21 protein-coding genes are annotated in these 20,713 nt (G+C 37.2%); 17 read left to right on the forward strand and 4 right to left on the reverse strand.

Annotation, left to right across the window (positions count from 1 at the left end; genetic code table 11):
• The 3 genes from LQ203_RS16810 to LQ203_RS27530 form a co-directional block, all read right to left on the reverse strand.
• On the reverse strand, nt 1-349 hold a 349-nt coding region (locus LQ203_RS16810; protein ID WP_230159516.1), incomplete at its 3' end, for an FAD-dependent oxidoreductase.
• Between the two features lie 39 nt (nt 350-388).
• Nucleotides 389-826 carry a DUF1641 domain-containing protein gene (locus tag LQ203_RS16815; protein ID WP_230159517.1) on the reverse strand — a complete coding sequence of 146 codons (438 nt, stop codon included), beginning with the start codon at nt 824-826 and terminating at the stop codon, nt 389-391.
• 187 nt (nt 827-1,013) lie between these two features.
• Complete coding sequence (locus LQ203_RS27530; RefSeq protein ID WP_290370602.1) at nt 1,014-1,142, reverse strand: hypothetical protein; 129 nt, start codon at nt 1,140-1,142, stop codon at nt 1,014-1,016.
• 1,095 nt (nt 1,143-2,237) lie between these two features.
• On the opposite strand from LQ203_RS27530, the gene LQ203_RS16820 reads away from it, so the two are divergent.
• The 9 genes from LQ203_RS16820 to spoVK all read left to right on the forward strand — a co-directional run bounded on the left by LQ203_RS16820 (nt 2,238) and on the right by spoVK (nt 12,350).
• On the forward strand, nt 2,238-2,693 hold the full coding sequence (locus LQ203_RS16820) for an SMI1/KNR4 family protein (protein ID WP_230159518.1): 456 nt from the start codon (nt 2,238-2,240) through the stop codon (nt 2,691-2,693).
• A gap of 126 nt (nt 2,694-2,819) precedes the next feature.
• Nucleotides 2,820-3,527: a response regulator transcription factor gene (locus LQ203_RS16825; RefSeq protein WP_230159519.1), complete on the forward strand. Its 708-nt coding sequence runs from the start codon at nt 2,820-2,822 to the stop codon at nt 3,525-3,527.
• Nucleotides 3,524-4,585, forward strand: a complete 1,062-nt coding sequence (locus LQ203_RS16830; RefSeq protein WP_230159520.1) for a sensor histidine kinase — start codon at nt 3,524-3,526, stop codon at nt 4,583-4,585. The genes LQ203_RS16825 and LQ203_RS16830 overlap by 4 nt, the downstream gene beginning before the upstream one ends.
• Before the next feature lie 98 nt (nt 4,586-4,683).
• Nucleotides 4,684-5,460 (forward strand): ABC transporter ATP-binding protein, encoded by a 777-nt coding sequence (locus tag LQ203_RS16835; protein ID WP_230159521.1) that lies wholly within the window; start codon nt 4,684-4,686, stop codon nt 5,458-5,460.
• On the forward strand, nt 5,438-7,378 hold the full coding sequence (locus LQ203_RS16840) for an ABC transporter permease (RefSeq protein WP_230159522.1): 1,941 nt from the start codon (nt 5,438-5,440) through the stop codon (nt 7,376-7,378). Before LQ203_RS16835 ends, LQ203_RS16840 begins: the two co-directional genes overlap by 23 nt.
• A 587-nt stretch (nt 7,379-7,965) precedes the next feature.
• Nucleotides 7,966-9,288, forward strand: a complete 1,323-nt coding sequence (locus tag LQ203_RS16845; protein ID WP_230159523.1) for an ATP-binding protein — start codon at nt 7,966-7,968, stop codon at nt 9,286-9,288.
• Nucleotides 9,289-9,767: 479 nt separating this feature from the next.
• Nucleotides 9,768-10,751 carry a tRNA (adenosine(37)-N6)-dimethylallyltransferase MiaA gene (gene miaA, locus LQ203_RS16850; protein WP_290370603.1) on the forward strand — a complete coding sequence of 328 codons (984 nt, stop codon included), beginning with the start codon at nt 9,768-9,770 and terminating at the stop codon, nt 10,749-10,751.
• A 3-nt stretch (nt 10,752-10,754) separates the two neighbouring features.
• Nucleotides 10,755-10,988, forward strand: coding sequence for an RNA chaperone Hfq (gene hfq / locus LQ203_RS16855; protein ID WP_034313436.1), 234 nt, complete (start codon nt 10,755-10,757; stop codon nt 10,986-10,988).
• 405 nt (nt 10,989-11,393) lie between these two features.
• Nucleotides 11,394-12,350, forward strand: coding sequence for a stage V sporulation protein K (gene spoVK / locus LQ203_RS16860; protein ID WP_230159524.1), 957 nt, complete (start codon nt 11,394-11,396; stop codon nt 12,348-12,350).
• 37 nt (nt 12,351-12,387) lie between these two features.
• On the opposite strand, the gene LQ203_RS16865 is transcribed toward spoVK, so the two are convergent.
• Nucleotides 12,388-12,996, reverse strand: a complete 609-nt coding sequence (locus LQ203_RS16865) for a trimeric intracellular cation channel family protein (RefSeq protein ID WP_230159525.1) — start codon at nt 12,994-12,996, stop codon at nt 12,388-12,390.
• 167 nt (nt 12,997-13,163) lie between these two features.
• Between LQ203_RS16865 and hflX the strand changes: the two genes are divergently transcribed.
• The 8 genes from hflX (at nt 13,164) to LQ203_RS16905 (ending at nt 20,687) form a co-directional block, all read left to right on the forward strand.
• On the forward strand, nt 13,164-14,417 hold the full coding sequence (gene hflX, locus LQ203_RS16870) for a GTPase HflX (protein WP_230159526.1): 1,254 nt from the start codon (nt 13,164-13,166) through the stop codon (nt 14,415-14,417).
• A gap of 13 nt (nt 14,418-14,430) precedes the next feature.
• On the forward strand, nt 14,431-15,699 hold the full coding sequence (locus LQ203_RS16875; protein ID WP_230159527.1) for a methionine gamma-lyase family protein: 1,269 nt from the start codon (nt 14,431-14,433) through the stop codon (nt 15,697-15,699).
• A gap of 196 nt (nt 15,700-15,895) precedes the next feature.
• A complete protein-coding gene (locus LQ203_RS16880; RefSeq protein ID WP_230159528.1) occupies nt 15,896-16,300 on the forward strand; it encodes a MerR family transcriptional regulator in 405 nt (134 codons plus the stop codon).
• Between the two features lie 38 nt (nt 16,301-16,338).
• Nucleotides 16,339-17,673: a type I glutamate--ammonia ligase gene (glnA, locus tag LQ203_RS16885; protein ID WP_230159529.1), complete on the forward strand. Its 1,335-nt coding sequence runs from the start codon at nt 16,339-16,341 to the stop codon at nt 17,671-17,673.
• Nucleotides 17,674-18,207: 534 nt separating this feature from the next.
• On the forward strand, nt 18,208-18,804 hold the full coding sequence (locus LQ203_RS16890) for a hypothetical protein (RefSeq protein WP_230159530.1): 597 nt from the start codon (nt 18,208-18,210) through the stop codon (nt 18,802-18,804).
• Complete coding sequence (locus LQ203_RS16895; RefSeq protein ID WP_230159531.1) at nt 18,752-19,033, forward strand: hypothetical protein; 282 nt, start codon at nt 18,752-18,754, stop codon at nt 19,031-19,033. The genes LQ203_RS16890 and LQ203_RS16895 overlap by 53 nt, the downstream gene beginning before the upstream one ends.
• Nucleotides 19,034-19,112: 79 nt before the next feature.
• Nucleotides 19,113-19,283 carry a hypothetical protein gene (locus LQ203_RS16900; RefSeq protein WP_161804942.1) on the forward strand — a complete coding sequence of 57 codons (171 nt, stop codon included), beginning with the start codon at nt 19,113-19,115 and terminating at the stop codon, nt 19,281-19,283.
• Nucleotides 19,284-19,664: 381 nt separating this feature from the next.
• Nucleotides 19,665-20,687 carry a GIY-YIG nuclease family protein gene (locus LQ203_RS16905; RefSeq protein WP_230159532.1) on the forward strand — a complete coding sequence of 341 codons (1,023 nt, stop codon included), beginning with the start codon at nt 19,665-19,667 and terminating at the stop codon, nt 20,685-20,687.
• The last annotated feature ends 26 nt before the right edge of the window (nt 20,688-20,713 follow it).

Below are 20,713 nucleotides of genomic sequence, written 5' to 3' on the forward strand. Positions count from 1 at the left end.
GAATGCCGAAGAATCCTGTTTGGCTTCCCAAAGCAACAACTAGGGCATCATAAGATAAAGTGGATCCATTGGAAAGTTTCACTTCTTTTTTATCAACTGAGAAAGACTCCACTTTTGAAATGGCAAGATCGATATCTTTTCCTTTGAAAAGTTTTTCCAAAGGAATGGAAATGGCTTGCTCAGAAATGGAACCGCCTGCAAGACGATGCAATTCGGTGATGATTTGGTGTGTTGGAAATTGATTCACCACTGTAACCTGCACTTCATCCTTATTGTAATATTCACGTACGGATAACGCAGATAGTAAACCAGCGTATCCTGCACCTAAGATGACGATTTGTTTTGACATAGTTAATCCCCCGTCCTTACTGATTGAATGTTCATGAATTTATTTTTGGTTTTTATGTTCTGAAGAGATTTCAAGGAAAGCTTGGGCGAAACGGAAAAGTTTTTGTGCTTGTGGGTCTTTCATCATTTTTAACAGACCAAATAGACCAATTACATCTTTATTCACTTCAGCACGATCTTTAGCTTCGACGGCAGTAGCCGCAAGCCCTTTCACTGAATCGACTACAGGTGTCGCGATTTCTGAAATCGCGCTGACTGTATCATTTTTCAGTACATCATCAGTCGCTACCGATTGAGCAAAATCATAAGACTTTGTTAAAATATTCACTAACTCAGTCAGCTTTGGTAATTGCTCAACTAAAGTGTTCAAGGATTCCTGTACCTCAGGCTTTAAAAGCTGATCAAGAATATCCAATTGTCCTTGGTTTGCAGAATTATTAAGTGTTTCATGTTCAGGTTTTGAGACTACTTCTACCATATCTAATTCCCCTTTAAACTTCATTTATTTTGGTTTATATGTTTTCCGCCGATACTACTAATCATACGACTCTAATCTCTTAATTTCAAATATATTTTTAGTGATATGAATATAATTTTATAGTTATAAATATGAGTTAGTAGGTGAGCTTTGTGATTTATCTTAATATTTCAAAAAAACATTAAGATTATTCTGCATGTAATATCTTTAATAGAGAGTTACTTTCAGCTTTTACTTCTGGCATATATAGCAAACTGAAGACAAACTCGATGATGATTGATAGTAAAACTTGAACGTTGTGTTGGACTCCAGGCACTCGCTTTCCGCCCGCGGCGCCTCCCTAGGACGCGTATTCCCGCAGGAGTCTCGCACACCCGTTCCAAGCAACTTTGTTTTTGAAGTTTGATAGATCTCTTTTTGACTATAAACAGTTATAATTTCACCTATTTGTTTGTTTTGCTATAATGTCCATAATCTCCTGTATATGCCATGTCTTGCCCTTGTTCCAAGAATATTTCATCTGATTTAGGGTAAATAATATTATCGGAAATGGAGATGATGCCTTTGGTAGAACGCAGAATGTTAAAGGTACGTGGAGAAATGATCGAAGTATCCTCCAGGTATTGTACGAAATATAGTAAATGGAATTGTACTGCTAAACTTCCTAATAGTTCTATAATAGCTTATTGTCGGGATAAGAATAAGCTCCGCGCTGAGACAGTTTCTATGAGTAGGCTATTAATCACTTATGATGACTATAAAATTGTTTGAAAGATTAATAAAAAAAGGCACACAAACCTGAAAATGGTTAGGTGCCTTTTTTATTGATTATTTCTGTAAGTTTAATTATTCACTTTCAAATGCGTTGTACGATTATTAATTCGGATGAAACGCCCTTGTTTATTGTATTCAGGAAGATGTATCAATGTATCGCCAGTATAGAAATAAATATGCATAACAGGTATTTGAAGAAAGCGCATGCGATACAATGGCAATATGTCCATGCCCCCATTATGTCCTCTGCCTACAATTTTTCTGCAATCCACACATTCTTTTAATGAAGAGAAAATGTCTTTTTAGCAGCGCTAATTCCTTAATGAAAAAAGAATGAAACAGATTGTTCAAAAAAAATATCAGAAAATACTGAAATAAATAGTAAAATTATGTTAATATATTTAAAAAAGTGTAATTTTTCTATTCCTAATGAATATTTTATGTTCTAAGGATCTGCATGGAGAAAATGTCGTTTTGAATACCAGAGTTGTAATCAGAAAGTGAAGTTCCAATAGGCTGAGAATAATCAGTAAATCCTTGGCCGGTTTATAAACCGCAATAACAAGTGAATAGGGTTATTATCTAGTGGTGATTTAGTTTAGTAGGTTGCTACAATAAATGAAATGGAGTTGGTAGAATGGTGAATATTACTGGATACGGCAAAGCCACACAAGAAGCATTGAATGATTTTCAGGGATTTGTAGGTTTTGAAATTCCTGCAGATTATAAACAATTTCTCCTTAAGTATAATGGCGGCTCACCTGCAGTGCAAAACAGTAAGTTTTATGTAGATGCATTAGACACCCTCGTTTGCTTAAATGTACTTTATGGATTAGATCTTGAGGAAAAAGAGTTGGATTTACAAAAATGGCATGAAGAATACAATGAACGCTTACATAAGAATTGTATTATCATAGGGAATGATACGTGTGCAGGTAAAATCTTGTTAATAAATAACGAAGAGGAAAAGGGAGTTTACTTCTGGGATCAAGGGTGGTATTCGGATCCTTCAAACCAGGAAGAAAATATTTATAAAGTTGCAGCGAGTTTTAAATCATTCATTGAGGGACTGAAAATCCCGGATGAAATCTAATTTAATGTGAATCTCCTTGATTGGTTCCTGCCATTCAAGGTTTTTTATTTATGTATTTATTAGCAATAAATGGGGTGTTATTGCATGTGCAAAAGGGGACCGCGTCATTTTATAGAGGAGGAAAAGATGTATAAAATCTTATTGGTTGAAGACGATGTAAAAATAGCTGGAATCTTGGTCAATTATTTAAAAAGGTATGGGTATGAGGTTTTTGAAGTTAAGCAAATGGAAAAAGTCTTTGCAGAGTTCCAAGAGATAAGGCCGGATTTGGTTTTATTGGATATCAATCTACCCTATTATGATGGTTTCCATTGGTGCCGACTGATGAGGACGGTTTCAAAGGTTCCCATCATTTTTATTTCTGCAAGGACAGATGAAATGAACCAGGTCATGGCCATTGAATATGGGGGTGATGATTATATAACGAAACCGTTTCATTTGGAAGTCGTACTTGCAAAAATAAAGAGTGCCCTTCGCAGGGTTTATGGCGAATATGCCGAAACATCCTCATTCCATCATCATGTAAAGGAAATGGATGGATTAACACTATATTTGGAGAAAGCGATGATTGAATATCAACACAAACAGGTACTGTTATCCCAAAATGAGTTGAAATTATTGAATTGTTTACTAAAACAGTATGACACCATTGTCTCGCGGGAAGATTTACTTGAAGCGCTATGGAATGATGACTCATTTGTTGATGATAACACTTTGACTGTCAATGTCACTAGAGTACGGAGGAAACTAGAGGATATTGGAATCAAGTCCGCCATAACAACAAGCAGGGGAAAAGGATATCGGCTTAAAATCATGCAAGGTGAAGAAAAGTGAAGTTCAAATCCTACATAAAAGACCGTCTCTATTTTATATTTTATACTGTTCTATTAGGAAGTTTGCTCATCATTACTTATGCGTTCTCCGTTCTGGAAGCGGGGAATCACATATCGATTTCTAATATTATCTATCTATTTACCCTTGCAATGTTTATGATGTTACTATTTTTAGCGATTGATTACATAAGGCATTATCGTTTTCTTAATCAGTTAGGAAGGATGAAGCAAGAAGCAGCCTTGACGTTTGAATATGCCGAAGCCTTTATGAATCCCATGACAAATGAACATAAGTTGTGGATTGAGCTTTTTCAACAAATGAATCGGGCTACAATCGAGCAATTACAAGAACAAATCAAACAGAAGGAACAATATGAGCTGTTGATTCACCAATGGGTTCATCAAATGAAGACACCTGTTTCGGTCATTTCTTTACTGATTCAAGAAGGAAAAAGGACATTTTCTGATGAAGCGATGAAAGATTATCTTAAAGAGATTGAAGATGAAAATGATCGTTTTCGCAGAGGGTTGGAAATTATATTACACGGTGCAAGGCTGCAGCGTTTTTCGGAGGATGTAAAATCGGAGCGGATTGACTTAATTAATTTAGTCAAGCAAGTGATCAACGAGGAAAAGAAACAGTTCATTCAACGTTTCATTTATCCCAAGCTTGAAACAGAGCATGAAAATGTTTATGTGCATTCGGATCGTAAGTGGCTCCACTTTGCGATTAGCCAGGTTGCTTATAATGCACTGAAGTATTCAAGGCAGGGAGCGCATGACAGCATTACGTTTCGCATCGTTGAAAAAGAGTCTGAGATTTATCTTAGTATCATGGATCAGGGCATTGGAATTGTCCCGCATGATATAAAAAGAGTGTTTGATCCATTTTTTACAGGAGAGAACGGACGAACCCAACAAGAGTCAACTGGTATGGGGCTTTATTTAGTGAAGGAGATCGTTAACAAATTTGGACATGAAGTTACCATTCAATCGACTGTATCCGTAGGGACCACAGTGGAATTTCTTTTTAAAACAAATACCTTACATGAAAGGTGACAGAATTGTAAGGCTGTTTTGCCATTATGTAATAAACTTCGATGGGGGCCTCCGGCGTTATTTTTTATACTTACAATAAGAAAGGGAGGTATTCTAGTATGTCGATTTTAAAAGCAGAGCAATTATCCAAAACTTATTTTCAAAAGCAGGGGAATTTATTTCATAAAGCATTAGATAATTTCTCCATGAATGTTCAAAAAGGGGAGTTTGTCGGGGTGATGGGTCCTTCAGGAAGCGGGAAAACCACTTTGCTTAACTTAATGGCCACGATTGATAGGCCGACAACAGGGACAGTGACTCTAAATGATCAAAATCCTAATGAATTAAACAATCATGATCTGTCTTTGTTTCGAAGGAGGGAGATTGGATTTGTTTTTCAAGACTTTAATCTCCTTGATACACTTACCGTTCGCGAAAATATCCTTCTTCCTTTAGCTTTAGACCATTATAAACAGCATGAAATGGAAGATAGGGTAAATCAGTTGGCACACTTACTTGGTATAGAAGGGATTTTAGAAAAACGGACTTTTGAAATTTCCGGAGGTCAGCAGCAGCGAACATCTTGTGCAAGAGCGATGATTCATGAACCATCCATTATTCTGGCTGATGAACCGACAGGTAATTTGGATTCCAAATCCGCCAAGCAGGTAATGGATAGCTTCACGACGCTTCAGGAGAAAAAGGGGGCATCCATCCTCATGGTCACCCATGATCCAACTGCCGCCAGTTTTTGTGACAGGATACTATTCATTAAGGACGGAAAGTTTTTTTCAGAGGTTCACAATGGTGGGGAAAGACAGTCCTTCCATCGTCGAATTTTAGATACGTTGAGCGTTTTGGGGGGAGTCTACCATGAACATTCGACTTCTCGCTAAGCGTAATATCCAAGGAAATACCCAACGTTATCTTGCTTATTTTTTCAGTATGGTCCTTTCTGTTTCAATCTTTTATATATATGCATCCTTTATCTTTCATCCAGATGTGGTCACAACGAATATCCCTGGAGGGCAGCTTGTTCGCAGGGGGCTTATAGCAGCTGAAATTGTCATCATCGTTTTCTCTGTTTTCTTTATCGCTTATTCTAATGCTGCATTCTTACAGCCGCGTAAAAAAGAGTTTGGATTGCTCACAATATTCGGGATGTCCCAAGCCCAACTTAGAAAACTGATTTACTGGGAGCAAACGATGGTATCCCTCCTATCGATCATGATCGGGGTTGGATTGGGGTTATTGTTTTCAAAGTTATTCTTAATGGTAGTTTCTTGGTTATTAGAGGTGGAGACACCATTATCATTTGTATTTGTTCCTAAAGCTTTTGTTTATACGATTGTTGGTTTCATTTTATTGTTTCAGGTACTATCGCTTCTTTCATTGTTTCAAATCGGAAATGCAAAGGTAGTCGATTTGTTAAAAGATAAACAAAAACCAAAAAAGTCACCGATTGTATCAAAGTGGTTAATTGCACTATCAGTAGTATGCTTGGGCATTTCTTATTATTTGGCGGTTACGATGAAAATGAACAATGCATATATTCGGGTATTGCCCATTTTGGTTTTCATCCTGATCGGCACTTATTTTTTATTCAGCCAAAGTATTGTCGCTCTTTGCAGGAGGCTTCATCTGAAGAAGAAGAGCTTATATAATGGAACAAATTTAATTACTCAAACAAACTTAATATTTAATATCAAGGATTATTCCAGGTTATTCTTTTTAACCTCGATCATTACTGCTGTCATTTTGACAGCTGGAGGAACACTTTTCATGTTCACAGCAGATCTCAAGAAGCAAGGGGTGGATAACATCCCGCAATCAATTGGCTGGGTTGAAAATGATGCTTCTGTTTATTCCGTCATTGAACCATCTATGGTGGAGAGATCCTTAAAAGAAGATGGATTCAAGATCCTTTACAAAGTCAATATGACAGGCGTGCCCATTACACATATGATTCCCAATATGAAAACGGGAGAACCTATTGAAGATAGGTCATTATTAATCTCGGAAAGTGATTTTAACAAAGTAGCGGCATTGAGAAAGCTAGATCCAATCAAGTTATCGGGAAAAGAAGCGGTATATATTTTTCCTTATGAAGGAATGGATTATCAATTCATACAAAAGGGGGAAGAAAAGGAACTTCACCATGGCAAACAAATCGTACGAGTAACGATGGCGGATCAGCTAAATCAAACGATAATCGCTCCCATCAAATCAGCTACCACCCTAATGGTGGTTGATGATCGATTATATAATGAAATCACGGCTGATGTGCCACTGAAAGAAATGATAAGAGCCCGCGGGTACGAAGTGAAAGATTGGGAAAAGGCAATAGAAACATCTAGGAAAATCGAAAAAATGTCGAACAATCCTGACCACAATCAATTGCAAACAAGAGCGCCTATTTATCAAAAGATGAAACAGGGAAGCATGTTGATCCTATTTATCGGCTTGTTTGTCAGTTTATTATTCTTTATAGTCCAAGGCAGCATGATGTATCTGCGTGTGTTTACGAACTTAGAAGATAAAAGAATTCAAATACATGCACTTCATCGATTGGGCCTAACAAAAAAAGAAATTCGGCAAATCTTAAGTGCGGAAATACGCATCCTCTTTTTTGCGCCTTTTGTGATAGGGATGATTCATGCAATATTTGCCTACATGGCATTAAGCAATTTATTGGGCTCCAATTTGTTTGGCTATTCGGCTATAGTCATCGCTACGTATTTTCTTCTTCAACTACTATATTATCAAGTAACGAAAAGAATGTATGAGCGGGCTGTCTTTAATACGATGAACTAAAAGCTATGATTAAATGGAATCGGGGGATATTGCTCCGATTCCATTTTCTATTTCAAGGAAATCAGCTCATTTAAACTTGAGGAAAAAACTTAGGCCATTTCATTGACGGTTCCAGGAATAGTGAATTAGTCAATACGTACTATTGTAAGAGGATTCACCCGTTATTTATGTTGGACCGGATGCTATCACAATTAAAATAAATGAATTTTGGCCTGATTAGACAGTTAACACTTAAAAAACTTGTAATATTTTCATATAAAGGGTAAAATTATTTGTTTCAAGAAACACTAATGAAACAAAGGACCCTTTCTTTTTCCATTTTCATTTATATTAAAATAATACATATATGGAAATAAAGTACCGTGTTGGAAATCATTGTTCGATGATATTAGTATACATGATAAATTTAAAGTTATAAGGTAAAAAAATAACTGGGTAATCTGTTAATTACTTGATTAATCGTAGTCTTATATGCCTGTAATTATAAATAATAATTGATTTTTCTCTATTTCTTTGCTCCTTTATATAGTAAACTCACAATAGGTTCGTTAACTTTTAGCTGCTAGAGATGAGGTAAGTTTAATCCTATGAAAAATAAAAAGTTAAGGGCATTTCTTTATTTGACCATTCTTTTATTAATTGTTTTCATTCTCCTAAATATGTTTTCTACTTATTTAAGTATTAAAAATTCTGTTCAAAAATCCGTTGCCAATCAAAACTTGGTAGCTGCTAGGTCCATTGCCGACTCAATGGATATAGAGGCCTATCAACGATTTCTTAATAACCAAGTAAAGAGCCGGGAATATGAGGATATTAAAGCTTACTTAGAGGATGCCCGTGAAAAAATCGGAGCTTTGTATGTTTATACCATTAAGGTAGATAATCCGGTAGTATCAAAGGCCATGATTACTGGCTTTTCTAAAGATCATAAAGGGGATTTTCCTATTGGTGGGGTATGTACTGTACCAGCCAAGCAGGTGAAACAGGCCTATGAAGGCAAAAGCTTTATTACTGGGATTCTAGAGGATCCGGAATATGGGGATTATTTGACTGTCGGAGTGCCAATGAAAGATCAAGGTGGTAAGATTATTGGTTTTTTAGGTATTGATGTTAGTGCTGAGGATATCAATTCCATTAATGAAAAAGTATTGAAAAGCAGTATTGCCATCCTGGTTTATAACGGGGGATTTGTTATTATGCTGCTGGTAACCTTTTTTGTCATTCAAAAATGGTATCAAAAAGAACTGACACGTGAAGTGGGGGATACGGAGGATACATATCAATCGGAATTTCAATCGCTTATTGCTTCGGTCCATTCGTTAAGGCATGACTTTTCCAATCATATTCAGGTGATACACGGCCTTCTTAAATTAGAAGAGAACGCTAAAGCACTCGATTATTTAACCGGGCTCTCAAAAGAAGTGCATTCGATTGCATCGATGAAGTTGGATGTAATCCATCCAGGCCTATCTGTCCTGTTAGAGACTAAAAGGCTCTCCGCGCAGAATTATAACATCGATATTGAGCTTGATATTTCATCTAACTCGTTCAACAGGGTCAAAACAATCGATTTGATAAAATTGTTATCAAATGTCATAGATAATGCCATTGAGGCAACGATTGAATTGCCAGAGCAAGAACGCCGAATGAAAATTGCCTGTATAGCGGATGAGGAAAAGTATACGTTTATGGTCACGAACACCGGTCAAATGATTTCCGCCTTAGACCAGGAGAATATATTCGCTAGCGGATTTTCAACCAAAAAGGCACAAAAGGGCAAGGTTCGCGGGCAAGGCTTGTTTATCGTTAAAGACTTAGTGGACAGGTATGATGGAGAGATTCGAGTACAGTCTAATGAGAAGCAGACTTCCATTACGATGATTATACCTGTAAATGGAAAAATGGGCTGATTCATTTTCAAAGGGAAGCACAATAAAAAGTCCATAAAAAGGGTGCTGAAAACCTAAAAGGAATGATTCCTAATAATATAGAAGGAATCATTCCTTTTTTTTATGACCAGGGTATTGAAGCATCGTGACCACATCTATCTTACAGCAAATTCATTCCTCAAATAATCAATCATCTGTCCAAAAAAGTACGTGTACCTAGTAAAGTCCTGTTTATGAAAATGAAGCCTTATTAATGAAGAGTTAATAGCAATGATCAAAAATTGGATGTTTCAAATTCTATAATCTTCTATGCAAAAACAACCGTTTTGGCAGGTTAAAAATGAATGTAAATAAAGTGACCTTAAGACAACCTTACCTTAATGCCTTTCCTTAAAAAGAAGTGAATAAAAGAATGGCAAATGGACATAATGGGAAGATGTTTAGCTGCTTTCATCGAGATTATGATAAGATGGAAAAAAATCATATAAGGCAGTGAGAGTGTGAAACAACAAAAAGGAAAACTTCTCGTCATCATTGGACCGACTGCTGTTGGCAAGACAAAAATGAGCATCGAGATGGCTAAGTTATTTAATGGTGAAATTATTAGCGGAGATTCGATGCAGGTATATAAAGGAATGGATATTGGGACTGCAAAAATCAAGAATGAAGAAACAGAAGGAATTCCGCACTTTTTACTGGACATTAAGGATCCGGATGAACCATTTAGTGCAGCTGAGTTCCAGGAGCGCGCTAATGCTTGTATCGAGGACATCCAAAGCAGAGGTAAACTCCCTATTATCGTCGGTGGAACAGGATTATACATACAATCAGTCATTTATGATTATCAATTTTCGGAAGCTCCATCAGACCCCGTTTATAGGGCTGGACTGGAAAAACAGGTAAGGGAGTTCGGAATCAATCCTGTTTTTGAGCAATTGCGCAAGGTCGACCCTGAAAGTGCAAATCGGATTCATCCTAATAATGTAAGACGGGTAATCAGGGCACTTGAGATTTTCCATTGTACAGGTAGTACGATGAGTGAGCAGCTGAATGATCAGCCTACAGAATTGAAATACGATACGTGCATCATTGGCTTGACAATGGAACGTGAAAAATTATATCAACGTATCGATCAACGTGTTGATGGGATGGTAGAAGAAGGGCTAATTCAAGAGGTGAAGTCATTTTATGAACAAGGATTGAGGGATTGCCAATCAATCCAGGCTATAGGCTATAAAGAAATCTATGATTATTTTGAAGGAAGAGCTTCATTGGATGAAGCAGTGGAAACTTTAAAGCAAAACTCTCGTCGATACGCCAAAAGACAATTAACTTGGTTTCGGAACAAAATGGATGTGATTTGGTTTAATATGACCGATCTCGAAGGCTTTCCAAAAAAAATACATGAAATATCTGGATTTATTGCAGGAAAGCTTTTCAATGAAGGCGAATACATAAAATTAGAGAGAAAAGAGGAGGACTAATACATGAAACAATCAGTAAATATTCAAGATCAATTTCTTAATCAATTAAGAAAAGACGGTACGTATGTGACGGTATTTTTATTAAATGGTTTCCAGATTAGAGGTCAAGTTAAAGGGTTCGATAATTTTACCGTTTTATTTGAATCAGAGGGCAAACAACAGTTAGTTTATAAACATGCGATTTCTACATTCGCTCCACAACGTAATGTTCAAATTGATTACGAGGTGAAGGAATAATCATATATATGAATGTAAAAACAGGTTTCGCTTATAGCGACCTGTTTTTTTTTGTTTGCTTTGCTCGTTTCTTTTTCAAAGAATCGATAATTTTACGTATCTATATTGAATATATATTAATGGACGGATTATTTTCCGGGAAACCGCAGGAAATGACATCACAGCAAATAAATTGCCGAATCGGAAGAGTACTTGTCGTAAATATTTTTCTGAGGGAAGTATTCTGTCAGAATAAGGCGTCTTTTGAAAGAGAATATGGCAAATTATAAGGGATTTTTGGAATACCAAAAAGTAATTAGGGGAAATTTTCGATGGGTTTAGTTATGGCTAAGCTACCTATGACTATGCCATCATAAATCGAATGAAATTGTGGAGTTAGGGGTCCAAGATGGAGAGGTGAATGCATTGGAACAACCGATCCGTATGAAAAATAACGGGCAAATCAATATTGTGTTTAATGCGGAAAACAGAAAAGCGCTACAAAAGGATCTGCCGATAAAAGAAATTTTGGTGCAAGAAATCCCCCACCAGCATGTAGCATTGAAGGAAATTGAAGATGAACTTAAATCGCTGGTAGGAATGGAAGAAATGAAACGGATGATCAAAGAGATATATGCCTGGATTTACATCAACAAGCAGCGTGAGGCAAAAGGGCTGAAGACCGGCCGTCAAGCACTGCATATGATGTTTAAAGGAAATCCTGGAACAGGGAAAACAACGGTTGCACGTTTAATCGGGAAGTTGTTTCAAAAAATGAATGTACTCTCAAAAGGGCATTTAATTGAAGCGGAGAGGGCAGATCTGGTCGGGGAATATATTGGTCATACTGCCCAAAAAACTAGGGATTTAATTAAAAAAGCCATTGGCGGGATTTTATTTATTGATGAAGCCTATTCTTTGGGAAGAGGCGGAGAAAAGGATTTTGGTAAAGAAGCCATAGATACCCTTGTTAAACATATGGAAGATCGCCAACATGAATTCATTTTAATTCTTGCTGGGTATTCGCGGGAAATGGATTATTTCCTCAGCCTTAATCCTGGCCTTCATTCCAGGTTCCCGCTTGTTGTAGACTTTCCGGATTATACGATTGATCAGTTAATGGAGATAGCTGATCGTATGCTGCAGGAAAGGGAATATTTAATGAATCGGGATGCTGAAAGGAAATTAAAAGATCACTTAATCGTATTACGTTCATTTCGAGGATCGATTTCATTCTCTAACGGCCGTTATATCCGCAATGTACTTGAAAAGTCGATTAGGGTGCAGGCAATGCGGCTTTTACTGGAGGATTCGTTTGAAAAAGCCGATTTACTGACCCTTACCAGCCAAGATTTGATTTTTGAGGATGATGAGAAAGAATGACAAAGGAAAGCCCACCAAAATGGCGGGCTTTTCAAATTTATGTTTTCGGCACCCATTTTTTATTGGGAAGGTGCCAATTATAAGTGTAAGAAAGGACTCGTAATATTGTGATGACGACAAAGAGCATATAAAGCTGCCATGACTGGGATAATACTCCGCTTCCTAAAGCTAAGCCTGCAATGATGGCCCACACTACGTAAATTTCTTTTCTGAAGACCAATGGCTTTCTTCCGGCCAGCACGTCACGGACTATTCCTCCGCCGCATCCGGTTAATGCTGCTGATACGATGATGGCACTTATTGGATGATTAAGTTCTACGGCATACATTGCGCCTTGGATAGCAAAAGCTGAAAGGCCAATGGCATCACTGAAGTTTCCCCATCTATCCCAATGTTTTGATAGGATTGTAGGAAAAACAAAAACGATGGTGATGGATATTATAGCAATGGTGAAATAAAAACTTTGATTCCATAACGTTGAAACGGGGACGCCTATCAGTAGATTCCGAATTGCCCCTCCGCCAAAGGCCGTTATGATTCCTAAAATATAAACTCCTAAAATATCATACTCTTCTTCCATGGCAATGATGGTCCCGCTAATGGCAAATGCTATTGTACCTATGAAACTTAATACTTCCCATGTCATATGAATGTTCCCTCTATGTCTTCTCAAATTTGATGTTAAAGTCAAACTTGATTTTAGCATGATTATGGACTTTTTAAAACGGGTAAAAGCTTAGTTTTCAGGAAAGTTTTATAAGTGCGAATTTTTTGTTATGATTAACTGAAATCTTCGAGAAGGTGGTGCATGATTTGGAAGGACGAATAAAGGAAAAAGCCGTGTTGATAGGGTGTCAAACAACAGAAGCTAATGAACGTTTTGATTATTCACTTGATGAGTTGGCTTCGTTGGCGAAGACGGCGAATGCTGAGGTATTACTAACCATAACCCAGAAAAGGGAAACCATCGATCCGGCTACATATATAGGAAAAGGCAAAGTGGAGGAGCTTCGGAATCTGGAAGAGGAGCTGGAGCCGGATTTATTCATCTTTAATGATGAACTATCCCCGAGCCAGATTCGAAACCTTTCGAAACAATTGGAGGCAAGGATCATTGATCGGACGCAGCTCATATTAGATATATTTGCTCAGCGTGCGCGTTCCAGAGAAGGGAAGCTGCAGGTCGAACTTGCTCAGCTCCAATACCTATTGCCGCGTTTAGTCGGACAGGGAACGGCCATGTCCAGGCTTGGGGGCGGAATCGGAACAAGGGGTCCAGGAGAAACGAAGCTTGAAAGCGACCGTCGTCACATTCGAGGCAAGATTGATGAAATCAAGCAACAATTAAGTAGCATAGTGAAGCACCGAGAACGCTATCGCGATAGAAGGAAACGGAATAAGACCTTCCAAATTGCACTAGTAGGATATACCAATGCAGGTAAATCAACGCTGTTCAACCGTTTGACGGAGGCGGATTCATTCGAAGAGAACCAGTTGTTCGCTACACTGGACCCCATGACACGAAAAGCCATTCTCCCCAGCGGCTTTACCGTGCTGTTGACGGATACGGTTGGCTTTATACAAGATTTGCCGACATCCTTAATCGCCGCGTTCCGCTCGACTCTGGAAGAAGTGAAAGAAGCGGATCTGTTGCTCCATGTGGTCGATTCCTCAAGTGCCGATTACTTTAATCATGAGAAAACGGTGCATGATTTGCTAAATGACTTAGAAGTCCCTTCCATTCCACAGCTAACGTTGTATAATAAGAAGGATAAGGTTCACGCTGATTTTGTAAGGTCTTCCAATCATCCTTCTTTATTGATCAGTGCTTATGAACCATCGGACCTGAATCATATCATGGAAGAAATTGAAAAGTACGTGATTGAAGAAATGGTCCCATATTATGTTTTCCTTCCTTCGAGTGAGGGTAAACTATTATCACAGCTAAAGAATGAAACCATATTGCGCACTCTCTCCTTTAATGAAGAAACGGAAAGATATGAATGCAAAGGTTTTTGTCTAGCTGATCATCCATTAACCGGGCAGCTAGAGAAATTTTCATTATAAAGGGGAATTTTTGATGTATCAGCAGTTAACAAATGGAGAAGTGTTAAAAAACATTGCCCAGGAAGTCGAAGCAATGATTTCTCCATTACATAAGCAAGTGGATGAACGAATTGAAGAAAATCAATTCCGGGTATTACAAAGCTATCAAGCACATAGAGTGAGTGATTCACATTTCATCCCTACGACAGGGTACGGATACGATGATACGGGACGCGATACGCTTGAATTGATATATGCAGATGTTTTTGGTGCGGAAGCTGGATTAGTACGCCCTCAGATTATTTCGGGGACACATGCCATTTCCACCGCCCTTTTCGGCATATTGCGCCCAGGTGATGAATTGTTATACATAACTGGAAAGCCGTATGATACGTTGGAAGAGATTGTCGGTATCCGGGGCTCGGGCATAGGATCTTTACGCGATTTTAATATAAGCTATAAGGCCGTTCCGTTAGCGGAAGCTGGAACCGTTGATTTTAAAGCAGTCAAGCAAGCCATTCAACCAAATACCAAGATGATCGGTATACAGCGGTCAAAAGGGTATGCTACACGTCCTTCTTTCACGATTGATGAAATCAAGGAAATGATTTCCTTTGTAAAAGAAATAAATCCTGAAATTGTCGTCTTTGTCGACAACTGTTATGGAGAGTTTGTTGAAACGCAAGAGCCATGTCATGTCGGGGCGGATTTAATGGCAGGTTCATTGATTAAAAACCCAGGTGGCGGGATCGTGAAAACCGGTGGATACATTGTCGGTAAAAAAGATCTTGTCGAAGCCTGCTCGTATCGATTAACATCACCTGGAATAGGGGCTGAAGCGGGCGCTTCGCTTTATAGTTTACAGGAAATGTACCAAGGATTCTTTCTTGCGCCACACGTCGTAGGCCAAGCTGTTAAAGGAGCCATGTTCACAGCCGCATTTTTAGAGAAAATCGGGATGAATACGTACCCTCGATGGGATGCGAAGCGCACTGATTTAATTCAATCCGTCCAATTTGATGACCGAGATAAAATGGTTGCCTTCTGTCAGGCCATTCAATATGCATCACCAATCAATTCCCATGTAACACCATATCCTGCTTATATGCCGGGTTATGAAGATGATGTAATCATGGCAGCGGGCACTTTTATACAGGGAGCAAGCATTGAGTTGACGGCAGATGGTCCGACAAGGGCTCCATATGTTGCCTACGTTCAAGGCGGGTTGACGTATGCCCATGTTAAAATGGCTGTATTGACGGCAGTGAATGCGCTTATGGATAAAAAACTGATTCAATTGTAATGGAAATTTGGCGGTACCGTAATAGGAATCCAGATCAACTGGATTTCTGCAATGAACAATAGTCGCAATATTTATTGGGTTACAAATCATTCAACTTTTCTGAAAAAAAAGACGTCATAAAATGTAACATCATATTGACAAGTTTAATAACATGATATAAGATTATATCATGATAAACAAAAGGAGGATGCTAAGAATGAGCGGCAACAACATTCGGCGTTCGATGCCTCTTTTTTCCATCGGAATCGTCATGCAGCTAACTGAGTTGTCTGCACGCCAAATTCGGTATTACGAAGAGCATCAACTTATTACTCCTATGAGAACAGATGGAAATCGTCGGGTTTTTTCTTTAAACGATATCGATCGACTACTTGAGATTAAAGACTTAATCGAACAAGGAGTCAATCTGGCCGGCATAAAAAAAATTTTCACTGTAAAGGAACAAAATTTACCTAAGACTCAAGATTTAGAACAAGCGGAAAAAATAAGGCGTGACCTAAGTGACGAGGAGCTTCGTAAGCTTCTGCGCGCTGAGCTTCTACAAGGCGGTAAGCATCGAACATCTCTACGACAAGGGGATATGTCTCGTTTTTTCCAATAAAAAATATGATTTTTAAAGAATATTAGGGGGAATAGAAATTGACAAAGTTCACACGTGAAGACATCACTCGCTTAGCGAAAGAAGAAAATGTTAAGTACATTCGTTTACAGTTCACTGATATTTTAGGGACGATTAAAAACGTTGAGATCCCAGTCAGTCAATTGGAAAAAGCACTTGATAATAAAATGATGTTTGACGGATCTTCCATTGAAGGTTTCGTACGTATCGAAGAGTCTGATATGTATCTATATCCAGATTTAAATACATGGGTCATCTTCCCTTGGACTTCCGAAAAAGGTAAAGTTGCACGTCTAATTTGCGACATTTACAATACGGATGGAACACCTTTTGATGGGGATCCCCGTGCTAACCTAAAACGTGTTCTTGCTGAAGCAAGAGAAATGGGCTTCACAGATTTCAATCTTGGACCTGAACCGGAATTTTTCCTATTCAAACTGGACGCAAACGGAGAGCCTACTCTAGAATTGAATGATAAAGGCGGATACTTTGACCTTGCGCCAACTGACTTGGGAGAAAACTGCCGTCGTGATATCGTTCTTGAGCTTGAAGAAATGGGATTTGAAATTGAAGCATCCCACCATGAAGTAGCTCCAGGACAACATGAAATTGACTTTAAATATGCCGATGCGATCTCAGCATGTGATAACATCCAAACATTTAAATTAGTTGTTAAAACGATTGCTCGTAAACATGGTTTACACGCAACATTCATGCCAAAACCATTGTTCGGTGTTAATGGATCTGGTATGCACTGTAACGTTTCTTTATTCAAAGGAAACGAAAACGCATTTTATGATAAACAAGGCAAATTGGAATTAAGTAAAACAGCTGAGCAATTTATCGCAGGGATCATTAAGCATGCTCCAAGCTTCACAGCGGTAACAAACCCAACTGTTAACTCATACAAACGTCTAGTACCTGGTTACGAAGCTCCTTGTTATGTTGCTTGGTCTGCTAAAAACCGTAGCCCATTAATTCGTATCCCAGCTTCACGTGGAGTGAGTACTCGCGTAGAGGTACGTAGTGTCGATCCAGCAGCAAACCCATACTTGGCACTTGCTGTAATATTGAAAGCCGGTCTTAACGGTATCAAAAACGACCTGACTCCTCCAGCGCCAGTTGACCGCAACATCTATGTTATGAATAAAGAAGAGCGTGAAGAAGTAGGTATCGTTGACCTGCCAGCTACTTTATTTGCTGCTTTGGAAACATTAAAAGCTGATGAAGTAATCAAAGAAGCGCTAGGTGAGCACTTGCTTGAACACTTCATCGAAGCAAAAGAAATCGAATGGGATATGTTCCGTACACAAGTTCACCCATGGGAACGCGAACAATATATGTCTATGTATTAATAGCTTTAAAGCCTTGGTATTACTGAGTTTCTCAGTTGCCAAGGCTTTTTTTATTTTTATAAAATGAAAGGGAACTGGCTGGCTGACCACATTTTGACCACATTTCAACCTATTTCATATTCAACTGGGCATAATCCATGTATTTTGAATATCCGTCCACACTTTTTTCTTCGAGTTTTTTTGACACGTGAGCATATACATCTGCTGTTGTTTGAATGGTTTTATGTCCTACGTTCCTGCACATCTTTTAAAATCCGTGGATGGTTAGGTTTAGTCTTTCTCCTAGCATTATTGTAAAAGTGGGAGAAGTAAACATTACACATTATCAAGCTTGAGCAAATACACTTATAAAGGAATTAAGGCACTCATTCAATTGGGTGCTTTTTCTTTTAGAATGAGGAATAATTCACATTTAACCGTTAAAATGTATAAAATATTACATTGTAATAGGTAATTAGTTGCGGAAACATAAGATGAATGGTATTGTTAAACTTGTGTTTTTATCCAATATAGGGAATTAAGGGTAAATTTTCAATGTTTTACAAAGTGAGTAAAGTTTTAGGTATGTTTGCACTGGTTTTTTTACTATTTTTAGTCTTGCCAACTAATTCAAAAGCAGAATCAAATGATGAAGGTTCAACACCAATTTATTTGTCAGATGAAGAGAAAGATTCATTAAAAAACTTAGGTTTTAGTGAAGAAGAAATTGATAGTATGACTGAAGAAGAGTATGAGGCATTTGCAAATATTGATGGGGAATTAACAGGAGAATCTACTGAATTCTTTCAAGTTACAGAACAACAAGATGGACAAGTAGATATCATTCCTGTTACAGAGGAACAAGCTACCCAAGGACTTTTCCATGATAAAGTTATGAGGGCTACTAAGACAGAAAAGACAAGTTGGATAAGTTTAACTTTAACATCTTCTAAATTGTCAAATGGAAATACATTATTGAAAAATTCATTTAAATGGCTAAAGAGTCCTAATGTGGGATTAAAAGATGTCCTAGCTATAACTCATTCAACATCAGCTGTAAAGGTATCTGGTACGGATAAGTTTGTTTATAAGTATACAGATGGAAGCTATCTCATCAACTCCAAGTGCAGCAGGTTGGGCAAAGAAATTTGATATAAAGGCAATTGGATCAAATGCAGCACCTAAGAACCATAATGGCTACCTATCTTACCAAGTGAAAAAAGGTAATAAAAACGATGTCAGTGCCAACGCTTATGGGTATTATACACATGTTACAGTTGGCCTAACAGGGACGATTACACTTTCAACAGGACAAGTTTCTGTCGGAGGAAACATAAAGAAAAGCAACGCAAATGTTCCTATGATAACATTTAAGTATTAAAGGCTATGTCTATTAATCTATTTGATTATTATAGATATTAGTTATAATTAAGCGGAATCGTGTGGTAAGGAGTGTAACAATGAAACTTTTCTTGAATTTAGTGCTAGGTGTAGTTATAAGTGTGGCAATATTTTTCCTATTATTAACTGCTTTTAGCGAAGATGTTGGACCATTTTTCATTATAACTGTTTTAATTGGTCTTGTTTTAGGACTACAAATTTATATTCTTAGTAAAATCAAAAACATTTAATGAGAAAAAATAACTACCCTAGGGAGTTCTAGAGATAACGAAGAATTTCTAATTGAGTTTTTTCAAAACGTCTATCAAATGATAGGCGTTTTTATATTGTATTATTCCCCATCATTTGAACAAATCTAAACGTTTAGACTTCTAGTTGGTAACGCGATTAGATATTTATTTAGGGAGGTAATTGGCAGAGTATAAGACTGAGACGCAGAAGAAGAAGTTCTATCGTAGCAGTGAATGGGAATTGATAAGACAGAAAGCGTTTAGGAAGAAGAGATTAACCAAACCAATCTACCTAAAATTGGTATAATTAAATTATAAAAGCCCTAGCGATGCTGGAACATCCTAGAGCGTGAAAACCAACTGATTTGGAGCTGATTGTAATTGAATAATAACATAGTTAAAAGTAGAAAAAAAAGTGGGATTTATCAAATTCTCAATTTAAAAAATAATAAGGTTTATATCGGTCAAACTAATAATTTGTTATATAGAAGATCTCAACACTTTAGAAGTTTGAAAGATAATAAGCATTACAATAACTATTTGCAAAGAGCCTTTAATAAATTTGGTGAAAAATTATTTGTTTTTGAAGTATTGGAATATTGCTGTACTGAAGAACTAAATGTACGTGAAAGATACTGGATTGAGGAAAAAAAAAGTGAGTATTCGGATAAAGGCTACAATGCGACATATGCAGTTACATTGTTTAATAAGTATGACAACAACAGAAAGGTCAATATAAGTAAAAGAAAACCAAACCTAGTAAATTTCACTGACGATGTAAAAAGAAAAATATCGGAATCAAATAAGAATAGATTTAAAGAAAATCCTGAGATGTTAATTTATCTGTCTGAAGCTAAAAGTACTATTGCTGTTGATGTAGTTAAAGATATAAAAACTATGCTTTATAATGATGTGAATATTAAGGAAATTGCCGAGTTGACTAATGTTGGAATAGATAAGATAAACCATATATCCAATATAAATTCATTCAGTCACATTCTACCTCAATATAATTATTACATTAAAAATCGTCATACTATTCATCAGTTTAGAAATGCTAAGAAAGTAATGTCAATGTATCGTAATGGTTGCACGTATAGAGAAATTGGAGAAGCCTTAGAATTACATCAAAGGAATGCTATTAGAATAGTAAACAAGAATAAAACTATTCATGATGATAGGTGTAGACTTAATTGTATAAATCGAAGTTTGAGAAAACAGTACTCTATTATTAAAACATTGCAAACGATGGGTAAAAATAGTGTGCAAATATCGAAGCTGTTAAGATTTTCTAGACCCCAAGTGTGTAAAATACTTAATCGTAATGAGCCAAACATAGTTACTTCATTAGAGGGGAACAGAGGAAAAATAAAACCATTCAAAGTATTATCTTATATTATTTAGCATCCTAACTTTAGGGTGTTATTTTT

This window comes from Peribacillus sp. Bi96 (assembly GCF_918698115.1).
Lineage (GTDB): Bacteria > Bacillota > Bacilli > Bacillales > DSM-1321 > Peribacillus.